Here is a 13345-nt window from a genome sequence, read left to right as displayed (position 1 = left end):
GTGGCGAGCAGGCTTGCCCTGCGTTGGGTTGCGAAGCGACCCCAAAAATGGCCCGGCTGCGCAGTCCAACGCAGAACAAGCCCGCTCGCCACCGTGACGGTATTCGCGGTTGGGATCAGCCGCCTGGGCGGTCAGCGTTGATGATTACGATGAGCGGCGTAAGGTGCCCGGTGAGGCGCCAAACTCACGCAACATGGCGGCAGAGAAGGCACTTTGCGAGGCGTAGCCGACGCGCTCGGCAATTTCGCCAACGGGCAGTGGCGTCTCGCGCAGGAGCTTCAGCGCCATGTGCAGACGACGGCCGCGCAGGTAGTCCATGGGGGTTTGCCCGCACTCGGCCATAAAGCGCGCATGCAGGCGCGCTACCGAGAGATCGGCAATACGCGCCAGATCGGCCACCTGCAACGGGTGCGCAGCATGGCGTTCGATGTGCGCATTGAACGCGGCATACGGCAAACGCTTGCCCGGTAGCGGTTGGGCCAGCGGATGATTGAGACTGGCCAGCAGCAACACCGCGCCTTGCTGGGCGATCAGCGGGTCATCCACCGGGCTGTGTGCCAGCCATTGCACCAACTGGCTTTGCCGGGCGTCCAGTGTCAGTCGCGCCGGTTGATCGAGCAGGCGGCGACTGGTGTCGGCGTGCTCGCCCAAGGACTGCGCCACCCAATGCTCGTCGGGCACATCCAGCACCAGGCAGCGGCTGCCGTCGCGACTGCCGCAGGCATGGTGGGCCGAGAAGGGCAGCACCATCACGCTGCTGGCGTGCACCTGGCTGCCAAGGCCATCGACTTCCAGGTCCAGGTGCCCCGACAACCCGAACACCAGTTGGGCGTGGTCATGGCTGTGGGCGAGCGGCTCTTCAATGTAGTGGCGCAGCGTGAGGGTCGGTCTCATCGCGGTCTCCTGGGCAGCAGGCCCGCAGTCTACAACGCTTCAAGGGCTTTGATCGCTGTCATCAGAATGACGCACAGTTGTCATGGGCTATTAACCGCCTGGGCGCAAGCTCGCGAAAACACCGTCGAGGGATGCCCATGACCAGTGCCGAGTTCGCCAAACCCAGCCGCAAACAACGGGTTCGTACCCTGTGGATCTCCGACGTGCACTTGGGCACCCGGGATTGCCAGGCCGAGCACCTGTCACAGTTCCTCAAGGGCTACCACGCCGACAAGGTCTATCTGGTCGGCGATATCATCGACGGCTGGAAAATGCGCGGCGGCATGTACTGGCCTCAGGCTCATACTAATGTGATCCGCCGCCTGCTGACCATGGCCAAGCGCGGCACCGAGGTGATCTACGTCACCGGCAACCACGACGAATTCCTGCGCCGCTACTCCAAGCTGATCCTGGGCAATATCCAGCTGGTGGACGAGGCCGTGCACGTCACTGCCGATGGCCGCCATCTCCTGGTGATTCATGGTGATCAATTTGATGTGATCACCCGATACCACCGTTGGCTGGCGTTCCTGGGCGATTCGGCCTATGAGTTCACCCTCACGCTCAACCGCTGGCTCAATCACTGGCGTGCGCGGTATGGCTATGGTTACTGGTCGCTGTCGGCGTACCTGAAACACAAGGTCAAGACGGCGGTGAGTTTTATCAGCGATTTCGAAGAAGCGATCGCCCACGAAGTGACCAAACGCGAGCTGCATGGCGTGGTGTGCGGGCATATTCACCATGCCGAGATTCGCAAGGTGGGCGAGGTGGACTACCTCAATTGCGGGGATTGGGTGGAGTCGTGCACCGCGTTGATCGAGCACTGGGATGGCAGTATCGAGTTGTATCGGTTGGCGGATGCGCAGGCTAAAGAGGCGCTGCTCAAGGCTGAGATGGTTGCGGGCTAGAAGGTTCGCACGGTCAAAAATGTGGGAGCTGGCTTGCCTGCGATGGCGGTTGTTCAGTCAACTTATTCAGTGACTGACACACCGTAATCGCAGGCAAGCCAGCTCCCACAATTTGATTGGATTTCTTCAGTTATTTCGAGACGTCGGCGATGGCCTCGGCCAGTAATGCCAGGCGTGTCGCGTCAATACCCGCCACATTCGCCCGCCCCGAACTGACCATATACACGCTGTGCTTCTCGCGCAGTTGCTTGACCTGCTCAGCACTCAAACCGGTATAGGAAAACATCCCGCGCTGCGCACCTATATGCGCAAACTTCTCGGCCAGCCCGTGGGGCGCCAGCGCCTCCACCAGCCCGGAGCGCAGTTGGGCAATGCGTGAACGCATGGCCTCGACTTCATCGCTCCAGCGCTTTTTCAGCTCGGCGTCGCCCAGGATGGTCGCTACCACTGCGGCGCCATGATCCGGCGGCGTCGACCACAGGTTGCGCGCGATATTCGCCAGTTGGCTGCGCACGTCCGTGAGCTTCTCGGCGTCTGCCGCGCACACGATCAGCGCGCCGACACGGTCGCTGTACAGGCCGAAGTTCTTCGAGCAGGAACTGGTGACCAGCACTTCCGGCAGCTCGGCGGCAAACAACCGTACCGCCCAGGCGTCCTGCTCCAGGCCGTCGCCAAAGCCCTGGTAGGCGAAGTCGATCAATGGCAGCAATTGCCGTTCGCGCACGATGTGCAACACCTGGCGCCAGTCGTCCTGGGACAAGTCAAAACCGGTCGGGTTATGGCAGCAGGCATGCAACAACACCACGTCGCCTGTGGGCACGGTGGCCAGCGTTGCGAGCATCGCGGCCACGTCCAGGCGGTTATCCGCGCCCACATACGGGTAATGGCTGACCTTGAGCCCGGCCTTGGCGAAGATGGTTTCGTGGATCGGCCAGGTCGGGTTGCTCAGCCACACGCCGCGGCCGGGCAAGTTTTGCGCGATAAAGTCGGCACCCAGGCGTAGCGCGCCGGTGCCGCCAGGGGTTTGCGTAGCACCGGCGCGACGTTCGCGAATCAGCGCTGAATCGGCGCCCAGCACCAGCTCACTGATCAGCGAACCGAAGGCCGCATTGCCATGGCCGCCGATATAGGTCTTGGTGGTTTGCGTGTCCACCAGGCGCTGTTCGGCCAGTTTTACCGAGTGCGGAATCGGCGTCAGGCCCTGGTCGTCCTTATACACACCCACGCCCAGGTCGAACTTGTTCGGGTTGGCGTCCTGAGCATACAGGTCCATCAGCCCGAGGATCGGGTCCCCGGGCACGCGGCCAATGGCATCAAAATGCATTACTTGCGGCCCTCGGCGTCCTTGGCCACTTCGTCGGTGCGCGCGGCCATGATGAAGTCGTTGCGGTGCAGGCCTTTGATCGAGTGGCTCCACCAGGTCACGGTGACTTTGCCCCACTCGGTGAGCAGGCCCGGGTGATGGCCTTCGGCTTCGGAGATTTCACCCATGGCGTTGGTAAAGGCCAGGGCGAATTTGAAGTTCTTGAACAGGAAAACCTTTTCCAGCTGCATCACGCCGTCGCGTACTTCGATGTTCCAGTCGGGAATCTGCTTTATCAGTACCGGCAGCTCTTCGTCGCTGACTTGTGGGGCATCGGCGCGGCAGGCTTCGCAGTGGGCTTGGTTCAAGGTGGTCATGGGGGTGTCCTGAATTCGAAAGATTGAGATCAGTGGGCGTTACCCTAAAGCAACGCGAGGCCAGGGAACAGATTCACCTGGCCTCAAAATGTAAGGTTCAAGCAGCTTCGGGTTTGGGCGGCACTGCCTTTGGGGTGAAGAGCGGCGCATGCAGACCCAACTGCATACCGCGCTCGACCATGCCCATGATGTCTTCCTGCGCCACTTCAAACAGGCGCTTAAGCTCGGGCAGTACGAAGTACAGCGGTTGCAGGATGTCGATGCGATACGGCGTACGCATTGCTTCCAGCGGGTCGAAGGCCTGGTGTTCGGGTTCATCCGACAGGCAATACACGCTTTCTTTAGGCGACGACAAGATGCCGCCACCGTAGATGCGTCGACCTTGCGGCGTGTCCACCAAACCGAATTCGATGGTCATCCAGTACAGGCGCGCCAGGTACACGCGTTGCTCTTTGGTGGCCGCGAGGCCGAGCTTGCCGTAAGTGTGGGTGAACTCGGCAAACCATGGGTTGGTCAGCAGCGGGCAGTGGCCAAAGATCTCGTGGAAAATATCCGGCTCTTGCAGGTAGTCCAGTTCTTCGCGGGTGCGAATAAAGGTCGCCACCGGAAATTGCTTGCTGGCGAGCAATTCAAAGAAGGTCTGGAAGGGGATCAGTGCGGGGACGCGGGCAACTTGCCAGCCGGTGGTTTCGGCCAACACCTTGTTGATCTCACCCAGTTGCGGGATGCGGTCCAGGGGCAGGCCGAGCTTGTCGATGCCGTCCAGGTATTCCTGGCAGGCGCGTCCTTCGATCACTTTCAATTGGCGCGTGATCAGGGTGTTCCACACCGCGTGTTCTTCCGGCGGGTAGTGGATAAAACCTTGCGCATCGGGCTCGCGGGCCACGTAGTGCGTCTGCTTCATACGGCTCTCCTGCTAGGCATTCGTTCTTGTTATGTCCTGCGATGAGCCTATTGATAACCCGGAAGGCGACGGATTCCATCGGGCTCCGGTGCTTGCGCGTAGGAAAAATTACCGTCATTCGTAAAGTTTTCGTTACGGTATGCCGGCCTCTCGTTGTCTTGGGCTGGGAAAAGGTCACAAGCTGTCACATAATCTTGACGACTATCTGCGCCCAGCGGCAAAAAGACCCGGCGCTTTCCCACCATTTGGGCTTTTTCATGCGTATTAAAGTGCACTGCCAGAACCGTATCGGCATCCTGCGGGACATTCTCAACCTGCTGGTGGAATACGGCGTCAACGTCGCCAAAGGCGAGGTAGGCGGTGAACATGGCAACGCCATTTACCTGTTTTGCCCCAACCTTGTGAACATGCAGTTCCAGGCGCTGCGCCCGCAATTCGAAGCAATTGCCGGGGTATTTGGCGTTAAAAGGGTAGGGCTGATGCCCAGCGAACGTCGGCATATGGAGCTCAATGCGCTGCTCGGCGCCCTGGAGTTTCCGGTGTTGTCGATTGATATGGGCGGCTCCATCGTCGCCGCCAACCGCGCGGCGGCGCAGTTGCTCGGGGTGCGGGTGGACGAGGTGCCGGGCATTCCGCTGTCGCGTTATGCCGAGGATTTCGACCTGCCGGAGTTGGTGCGTGCGAGCAAATCGCGCATCAACGGCTTGCGGGTCAAGGTCAAGGGTGACGTGTTTTTGGCGGACATCGCGCCGCTGCAGTCTTCCGAACACGACGACAGCGAGGCCATGGCCGGTGCCGTGCTGACCCTGCACCGTGCCGACCGTGTGGGCGAGCGTATCTACAATGTGCGCAAGCAAGAGCTGCGCGGCTTCGACAGTATTTTCCAAAGCTCCAGGGTCATGGCCGCGGTGGTGCGCGAAGCCCGGCGCATGGCGCCGCTGGATGCGCCGCTATTAATAGAAGGCGAAACCGGCACCGGCAAAGAGTTGCTGGCACGCGCTTGCCACTTGGCCAGTCCGCGCGGGCAATCGCCCTTGATGGCGCTCAATTGCGCGGGCCTGCCGGAGTCGATGGCCGAGACCGAGCTGTTCGGCTACGGCCCCGGCGCATTTGAAGGGGCGCGGGCCGAGGGCAAGTTGGGCCTGCTGGAGCTGACGGCGGGCGGTACGTTGTTTCTCGATGGCGTGGGGGAAATGAGCGCACGCTTGCAGGTGAAATTGCTGCGCTTTTTGCAGGACGGCTGCTTTCGCCGGGTGGGCAGTGATGAAGAGGTGTACCTCGATGTGCGGGTGATCTGCGCCACCCAGGTGGACCTGTCGGAACTCTGCGCCCGTGGCGAATTCCGTCAGGACCTGTATCACCGGCTCAACGTGCTGTCGCTGCATATCCCGCCGCTGCGTGAATGCCTGGATGGCCTGGCGCCGCTGGTTGAGCACTTTCTGGACCAGGCCAGCCGACAGATTGGTTGCCCGCTGCCCAAGCTGGCGCCGGCGGCGATGGACCGGCTCAGTCACTACCATTGGCCGGGCAATGTGCGGCAGTTGGAAAACGTGTTGTTTCAGGCGGTGTCGTTGTGCGACGGCGGCATGGTCAAGGCTGAGCATATTCGCCTGCCGGATTATGGGGTGCGCCAGCCCCTTGGGGATTTTTCCCTGGAAGGCGGGTTGGAGAACATCGTTGGGCGGTTTGAAAAGGCGGTGCTGGAGGCTTTGTACGCCGAGCACCCGAGCAGTCGGCAGTTGGGTAAGCGCCTAGGCGTGTCGCACACCACGATCGCGAATAAGTTGCGTGATTACGAAATTCTGAAGAATGAACGCGGTTAAACCTGTGGGAGCTGGCTTGCCTGCGATGACGGTGGGTCAGTTGGCTCATGTGTCGCTGATACACCGCTATCGCAGGCAAGCCAGCTCCCACAGTTGATCTTTGTCGTCCTTAAGACCGGTGCTTGCCGCAGGCGGCAGTAGTCCGCCGTTTTTTCGACTCTATCCCTGCCACCTAATCTCTAAGCCTGCCCGCAAACCCCCGCCGTACATGGACTTCAATCTATTTTCAAAAGTTGGTTCGCAAATTGCTTAAGCCTCATCAGAGCAACGGTGGGCGGCAAGCGTCCGTCAGAAAGAGGATAGAGCGTGGACAAGTACCTTTATGTGGCAATGACCGGCGCCAGCCAGAATGCACTGGCGCAAAAGGCCCATGCCAACAATCTGGCGAACATTTCCACCAACGGTTTCCAACGGGACCTGGAGCAGGCGCGTTCGATGCCGGTGTTCGGTGACAGCTTTCCGGCGCGGGCATTCGCCATGACCGAACGGCCGGGCACCGACTTCTCCCAGGGCGCCATGATTGAAACCGGTCGCGACCTCGATGTGGCGGTCAGCGGTGACGGCTGGATGGCCGTGCAAACCCCGGATGGCGGCGAAGCCTACGTGCGCAGCGCCAGCATGAATGTGGATGCGTTGGGCGTGTTGCGTGCCGGCAACGGCATGCCGGTGATGGGCAACGGTGGCCCGATTGCCGTGCCGCCTGAGCAGAAAATCGAAGTGGGCGCCGACGGCACCATCAGCATCCGCGCCATGGGCGAAGGCCCACGCGTGATGGCTGAAGTGGACCGCATCAAGCTGGTCCAGCCCGACCTCAAGAACATGACCAAGGGCCTGGATGGCGCCATCCATACCAAGGATGGCAAACCGGCCCAGGCCGACGCGAACGTGCGGCTGACCTCGGGTTTCCTGCAGGCGAGCAACGTCAATGCGGTGGAAGAAATGACCGCCGTGCTGTCGCTCTCCAAGCAGTTCGAACTGCACATCAAGATGATGAACAGCGCTAAAGAAGACGACCAGGCCATGACCCGCGTTCTGTCGATGAGCTGATTGCCGGTTTACTGAAGACTAATTTTGCAGCACAGCGCCAACAAACAGGCGCACGAAGGAGAACACTATGCTTCCGGCTCTATGGGTTGCCAAAACAGGTTTGGCCGCGCAGGACACCAACCTGACCACCATCTCCAACAACTTGGCGAACGTGTCGACCACGGGGTTCAAACGTGATCGCGCCGAGTTCCAGGACTTGCTTTATCAGATCAAGCGCCAGCCAGGCGCCCAGTCGACCCAGGACAGCGAACTGCCGTCGGGCCTGCAACTGGGTACCGGTGTGCAGATCGTCGGCACCCAGAAGAACTTCAGCGCCGGTAACCTGCAGCAAACCAACCAGCCGCTGGACATGGCCATCAACGGCCGGGGTTTCTTCCAGATCCTGCAGCCGGATGGCACTACTTCCTACACCCGTGACGGTACTTTTCACCTGGACTCCAATGGCCAGATCGTCACCGCCAACGGCTTCGCGCTGGAGCCGGCTGTGGTGGTTCCAGCCGATGCCAAGACCTTTACCGTCGGCACCGACGGCACCGTGTCCATCACCGTGGCCGGCAACCCGGCGTCGCAAGTGATCGGCAACCTGCAAACCGCCGACTTCATCAACCCGGCCGGCCTGCAGGCCATGGGTAACAACCTGTTCCTGGAAACCGCCTCCAGCGGCGCGCCGCAAATCGGCACGCCAGGTCTCAACGGCTTCGGTACCACCCTGCAGCAAACCCTGGAAACCTCCAACGTCAGCACGGTTGAGGAGATGGTCAACATGATCACCACCCAACGCGCCTACGAGATGAACTCCAAGGTGATTTCCACCGCCGACCAGATGCTTTCGTTCGTAACGCAGAATCTGTAATCAAGTCTATGGGGCGCCTTTTGCGGCGCCTGCAACACCGTGAGGTAAGGGTCATGAATCGCTATGTTTCTGTTCTGGCATTGAGTGGGATCGCCGTGCTCGCGGGCTGTGTCGCCCCGACGCCAAAACCCAATGACCCGTACTACGCGCCGGTGTTGCCGCGCACGCCGTTGCCGGCGGCGGCCAACAATGGCTCGATTTACCAGGCCGGTTTCGAACAGAACCTGTACAGCGACCGCAAGGCCTTCCGTGTGGGTGACATCATCACTATCACGTTGAACGAGAAGACCCAGGCCAGCAAGAATGCCAACTCGCAGATCGGCAAGACCAGCAAGACCGGCATCGGCCTGACCTCGCTGTTTGGTGGCGGCCTGACCACCAATAACCCTTTGGGCGATGGCGACCTGAGCCTCAACGCCGGTTACAGCGGCGACCGTGCCACCAATGGCAAGAGCGCGGCGGGGCAGGGCAACAGCCTGACCGGTTCGATCACCGTAACGGTGGCGGATGTATTGCCCAACGGCATCATCGCCGTACGCGGTGAAAAGTGGATGACCCTCAACACCGGCGACGAGCTGGTGCGTATCGCGGGCATGGTGCGTGCCGATGATATTTCCACCGACAACACCGTGCCGTCCACGCGCATTGCCGATGCACGCATTACCTACTCGGGTACGGGTTCGTTTGCTGATGCGAGTCAGCCGGGCTGGTTCGACCGTTTCTTCCTTAGCCCGCTGTTCCCTTTCTAGGTGGCCATTTTGAACCTCAAACAGCTGATGGCTGCCGCGTTATTGCTGGCCTTGAGCGCTGGGGCACACGCCGAGCGGTTGAAAGACATCGCCAGTATTTCCGGCGTGCGCTCCAACCAATTGATCGGCTACGGCCTGGTAGTGGGGCTCAACGGGACAGGTGACCAGACCACCCAGACGCCGTTTACCCTGCAGACCTTCAACAATATGCTCTCGCAGTTCGGCATCAAGGTGCCGCCTGGGTCGGGCAACGTGCAGCTCAAGAACGTCGCGGCCGTGTCGATCAGTGCCGACTTGCCGGCGTTCTCCAAGCCGGGCCAGGTGGTGGATATCACCGTGTCCTCCATCGGTAACTCGAAAAGCCTGCGTGGCGGCACCTTGCTGATGACGCCGCTCAAAGGTATCGACGGCAACGTCTACGCCATTGCCCAGGGCAACCTGGTGGTCGGCGGTTTTGACGCCGAGGGCCGTGACGGCTCGAAAATCACCGTGAACGTGCCATCGGCCGGTCGCATTCCCGGTGGCGCCACGGTTGAGCGCACCGTGCCCAGCGGTTTCAACCAGGGCAACAGCCTGACCCTGAACCTCAACCGCTCGGACTTCACCACCGCCAAGCGTGTGGTCGACAAGATCAACGACATGCTCGGCCCTGGCGTAGCACAAGCCATCGACGGCGGCTCGATCCGTGTGACGGCGCCGCTCGACCCAAGCCAGCGTGTCGACTACCTGTCGATCCTGGAAAACCTTGAAGTCGACCCGGGCCAGGCAGTTGCCAAAGTCATCATCAACTCGCGCACCGGCACCATCGTGATCGGCCAGAACGTCAAGGTGTCGCCAGCAGCGGTCACCCACGGCAGCCTGACCGTGACCATCACCGAAGACCCTATCGTCAGCCAGCCTGGGCCGCTGTCCAATGGCCAGACGGCAGTGGTACCGCGCTCGCGGGTCAATGCCCAGCAAGAAGCCAAGCCGATGTTCAAATTCGGCCCCGGCACCACCCTGGATGAAATTGTTCGCGCGGTGAACCAGGTGGGCGCAGCGCCCGGCGACTTGATGGCGATTCTCGAAGCTTTGAAACAGGCCGGCGCCTTGCAAGCCGACCTGATCGTGATCTAAGGCCATGGCCATGGATATGCACAAAAGCGGGTTCACCAGCACGGCGGATTCGGGGTCTTACTCCGACCTCAACCGGCTGAACCAGCTCAAGGTCGGCGCCGACAAGAACAGCGAAGGCAACATGCGCAAAGTGGCGCAGGAGTTCGAGTCGCTGTTCCTGAGCGAGATGCTCAAGTCCATGCGTTCGGCCACCGAGGCGCTGGGCAAGGACAACCCGCTGAACACCCCGGCTGCCAAGCAGTACCAGGAAATGTACGACCAGCAGTTGGCGGTCTCGATGTCCCGCGAAGGCGGCGGTATCGGTTTGGCTGACGTGCTGATGCGCCAGATGCAGAAGAACAAGCCGGTCGAGGCGCAGTCCTCGACCTTGCAAGGCCCGGCGGCGGCCGAGCCGGTCAAGGCCAAGAAGGTTGATGTGCCGACTGAAATCGGCGCCGGCACCCTGGCTAATGGCCCGTTGGGGCGCTCCAATGGCCAGCGGCCGTTGTGGGCTTACCGCGTTGCAGAGCCGCAAGGCGCCAGTGCGCACACCAACGACATGGAACTGATGAACCAGCGCCGCATGGCGTTGCCGAGCAAGCTGACCGACCGCCTGCTGGCCGGCATCGTGCCGAGCACTCAGCCCGCCACGCAGGCCGCGAGTGCGCCACTGCGTAACAGCGCCGCCACCGATAACGTGGTCAACAGCACCGCGCGCAACTTTGCCGTGCCGAGCGGGCGCATGCAGGTTTATGGCCGAGCGATTGCCCAGCCACCGCTGGCGCCGGCGAAAAAAGCCTTCAGCTCGCAGGATGAATTTGTCGCCACCATGCTGCCGATGGCCAAGGCGGCCGCCGCGCGCATCGGCGTGGATCCCAAGTACCTGGTGGCCCAGGCCGCGCTGGAAACCGGCTGGGGTAAATCGGTGATGCGCGCCGAGGACGGCAGCAGCAGCCACAACCTGTTCGGCATCAAGGCCGGGCAGAGCTGGCAGGGCGGCCAGGCGCGTGCAATCACCAGCGAGTTTCGTGATGGGTCGATGGTCAAGGAAACGGCGCAATTTCGCTCCTACAACTCCTACCAGGACAGCTTCCACGACCTCGTGACATTGCTGCAAAGCAATGATCGCTATAAAGAAGTTGTGAAATCAGCCGACAACCCGGAACAGTTTGTACGCGAGTTGCAAAAAGCCGGATATGCAACCGACCCGGACTACGCCAGCAAGATTTCGCAGATCGCCAAAACGATGAACAGTTACCAGAATTTCGCTGCCGCTGGCGCAACCACACATTTATAAGGTCTGAATCATGAGTTTGCTCAGTATCGGGATGTCAGGACTCAATGCCGCTCAAGGCTCGTTGTCGGTCTTGAGTAACAACATTGCCAACGTCAATACCCCGGGATACTCGCGCCAGCAGACCACCCAGAACGCCAACGCCAGCAACCAGTATGGCGGCGTGTTTATCGGCAGTGGTACAACGCTTGCGGATGTGCGCCGCATTTATAACGACTTCTTGGGCGCTGCCTACCAGAGCAGCACCGCTCTTAACAGCGATGCCAACGCCTACGCGGGCCAGGCCGCCGCCATCGACAAGACCCTGTCGGACAAGTCCACGGGTATGTCGGCCGTGCTCAGCGCGTTTTTTGCCTCTCTGCAGAACGCCGCGGCAACGCCCAGCGACGTGTCTGCGCGGCAGTTGCTGATCACCAACGCCCAGACCTTGAGCAACCGCTTTAATGCGATTTCCACGCAGTTGACCCAGCAGAAAGAAAGCATCAACGGTCAGTTGCAGACCATGAGTGACCAGGTCAACAAACTGACTTCGTCGATTGCCTCGCTCAACAGCCAAATTGCCACGGCCCAGGGTTCTTCGACCAGTGCGCCGGCCAACCTGCTGGATGCGCGCAATGAGGCGGTGCGTTCGCTCAATGAGCTGATCGGCGTGACGGCCACCGAAAAGAACGGCCAGTTCAGCATCACCACCGGCACCGGCCAATCGCTGGTAGAAGGCAGCGTTGCCAATACCATTTCGGCAGTGCCGAGCAAGAACGACAATAGCCAGTACACCATCCAGCTGAACATGGGCGACACGCCGATGGACATCGGCAATGTGGTCAGTGGCGGCAGCATTGGCGGCCTGTTGCGTTATCGCAGCGATGCGCTGATGCCGGCCATCAACGACCTGGGGCGCATCGCCATTGCCACGGCCGACAGCGTTAACAGCCAGTTGGGCCAGGGCCTGGACCTGAACAGCGATTTCGGCTCCTCGCTGTTTGGCGACATCAACAGCGCTGCGGCGATTTCCCAGCGTAGCCAGGCGGCCGCCGGTAACAGTGCAGGCTCGGGCAACCTGAACGTGACGATTGCCGACAGCAGCAAGCTGTCGACCTTCGACTACAAGGTGACCTTCACCAGCGGCAATCAATACAACGTGGTGCGCTCCGACGGCAAAGCCATGGGCTCGTTCGACACCACCACCACGCCACCGCCGGTGATTGACGGCTTCACCCTGGCCTTGAACGGCAAGGGACCGGTGGCGGCCGGCGACAGCTTCAAGGTCAGCCCGACGGCCAATGGCGCCAGCGGCATCAGTGTCGACCTCAAAGACCCGAACAAACTCGCCTTCGCCGCGCCCTTGGCCGGCAATGCCAGCAAGACCAATACCGGCACCGGTACGTTCACCCAGCCGACCTTGACCGTGCCGATCGATATCGACGGCGGCGCCGCGACTGCGCAATTGCGAACCGGGATCGAAAACTCGATGCCGGTGAAAATGGTGTTCGGCAAGCCGGCGGCGGACGGCACCCAGTCCTATGCGATCAGTGATGCCCAGGGCAACCCGATCGGCACCGGCACCATCATTCCGGGCCAGGGCAACAAGATCAGTGTGAACGTGCCGATGCGTGATGCCGGCGGTGCGTTGATCCCCGGCAAAAGCTTCAGCTTTGACACCACCGTGTCCGGTTCGCCGGCCAACGGCGACAGCACCACCTTTTCGTTCAACAGCGGCGCCACCTCCGATGGCCGTAACGCCCAGGAACTGCTGGGGTTGCAGACCAAGGCCACGGTGGGTGCGGTGGACGGGAATGCGGGTGTCAGCCTGGTCAGTGCCAACAGCCGGCTGGTGTCCCAGGTTGGCTCCAAGGCCGCCCAGGCCAACACCGACAGCACCGCCACCGGCGCCTTGCTGGCGGCGAACAAGGCGGCCAGCAACTCGGTGTCCCAGGTCAACCTGGATGAGGAAGCGGGCGACATGATCAAGTTCCAGCAGTACTACACCGCGTCGTCGCAGATCATCAAGGCTGCGCAGGAAACCTTCAGCACACTGATCAACGCCCTTTAAAGGAGTCTG

12 protein-coding genes are annotated in these 13345 nt (G+C 61.1%); 8 read left to right on the top strand and 4 right to left on the bottom strand.

What is annotated here, in order from left to right; all coding sequences use genetic code 11:
• Positions 1 to 144: 144 nt before the first annotated feature.
• Entirely contained in the window at positions 145 to 894 is a 750-nt protein-coding gene (locus tag HBO41_RS01230) for an AraC family transcriptional regulator (RefSeq protein ID WP_169984830.1), read from the bottom strand.
• Between the two features lie 137 nt (positions 895 to 1031).
• Here HBO41_RS01230 and HBO41_RS01225 point away from each other — a divergent pair, with 137 nt between their 5' ends.
• Entirely contained in the window at positions 1032 to 1841 is an 810-nt protein-coding gene (locus HBO41_RS01225; RefSeq protein ID WP_017134916.1) for a UDP-2,3-diacylglucosamine diphosphatase, read from the top strand.
• Between the two features lie 130 nt (positions 1842 to 1971).
• Here HBO41_RS01225 and HBO41_RS01220 read toward each other — a convergent pair whose 3' ends face one another.
• The 3 genes from HBO41_RS01220 to phhA form a co-directional block, all read right to left on the bottom strand.
• Complete coding sequence (locus HBO41_RS01220) at positions 1972 to 3165, bottom strand: amino acid aminotransferase (RefSeq protein ID WP_169984828.1); 1194 nt, start codon at positions 3163 to 3165, stop codon at positions 1972 to 1974.
• Entirely contained in the window at positions 3165 to 3521 is a 357-nt protein-coding gene (locus tag HBO41_RS01215) for a 4a-hydroxytetrahydrobiopterin dehydratase (protein ID WP_017134918.1), read from the bottom strand. Before HBO41_RS01215 ends, HBO41_RS01220 begins: the two co-directional genes overlap by 1 nt.
• A gap of 97 nt (positions 3522 to 3618) precedes the next feature.
• Positions 3619 to 4425 (bottom strand): phenylalanine 4-monooxygenase, encoded by an 807-nt coding sequence (gene phhA / locus HBO41_RS01210; protein WP_017134919.1) that lies wholly within the window; start codon positions 4423 to 4425, stop codon positions 3619 to 3621.
• Positions 4426 to 4682: 257 nt separating this feature from the next.
• Here phhA and HBO41_RS01205 point away from each other — a divergent pair, with 257 nt between their 5' ends.
• The 7 genes from HBO41_RS01205 (at position 4683) to flgK (ending at position 13336) form a co-directional block, all read left to right on the top strand.
• Complete coding sequence (locus HBO41_RS01205) at positions 4683 to 6248, top strand: sigma-54-dependent phenylalanine hydroxylase transcriptional regulator PhhR (protein WP_017134920.1); 1566 nt, start codon at positions 4683 to 4685, stop codon at positions 6246 to 6248.
• Between the two features lie 306 nt (positions 6249 to 6554).
• Positions 6555 to 7295: a flagellar basal body rod protein FlgF gene (locus HBO41_RS01200; protein WP_017134921.1), complete on the top strand. Its 741-nt coding sequence runs from the start codon at positions 6555 to 6557 to the stop codon at positions 7293 to 7295.
• A gap of 67 nt (positions 7296 to 7362) precedes the next feature.
• Complete coding sequence (flgG, locus tag HBO41_RS01195) at positions 7363 to 8148, top strand: flagellar basal-body rod protein FlgG (RefSeq protein WP_056859743.1); 786 nt, start codon at positions 7363 to 7365, stop codon at positions 8146 to 8148.
• A gap of 53 nt (positions 8149 to 8201) precedes the next feature.
• The gene (gene flgH / locus HBO41_RS01190) at positions 8202 to 8897 is read left to right on the top strand and encodes a flagellar basal body L-ring protein FlgH (RefSeq protein ID WP_017134923.1); all 696 of its coding nucleotides are present in this window, start codon (positions 8202 to 8204) and stop codon (positions 8895 to 8897) included.
• Between the two features lie 27 nt (positions 8898 to 8924).
• Positions 8925 to 10013 carry a flagellar basal body P-ring protein FlgI gene (locus tag HBO41_RS01185; RefSeq protein WP_225933067.1) on the top strand — a complete coding sequence of 363 codons (1089 nt, stop codon included), beginning with the start codon at positions 8925 to 8927 and terminating at the stop codon, positions 10011 to 10013.
• 4 nt (positions 10014 to 10017) lie between these two features.
• Positions 10018 to 11289 carry a flagellar assembly peptidoglycan hydrolase FlgJ gene (gene flgJ, locus HBO41_RS01180; RefSeq protein WP_032865398.1) on the top strand — a complete coding sequence of 424 codons (1272 nt, stop codon included), beginning with the start codon at positions 10018 to 10020 and terminating at the stop codon, positions 11287 to 11289.
• A 10-nt stretch (positions 11290 to 11299) separates the two neighbouring features.
• A complete protein-coding gene (flgK, locus tag HBO41_RS01175; RefSeq protein WP_099548870.1) occupies positions 11300 to 13336 on the top strand; it encodes a flagellar hook-associated protein FlgK in 2037 nt (678 codons plus the stop codon).
• The last annotated feature ends 9 nt before the right edge of the window (positions 13337 to 13345 follow it).

Source organism: Pseudomonas sp. WS 5146 (assembly GCF_012985495.1).
Lineage (GTDB): Bacteria > Pseudomonadota > Gammaproteobacteria > Pseudomonadales > Pseudomonadaceae > Aquipseudomonas > Aquipseudomonas edaphica.
This window is presented reverse-complemented; position numbering and strand designations above follow the sequence as displayed.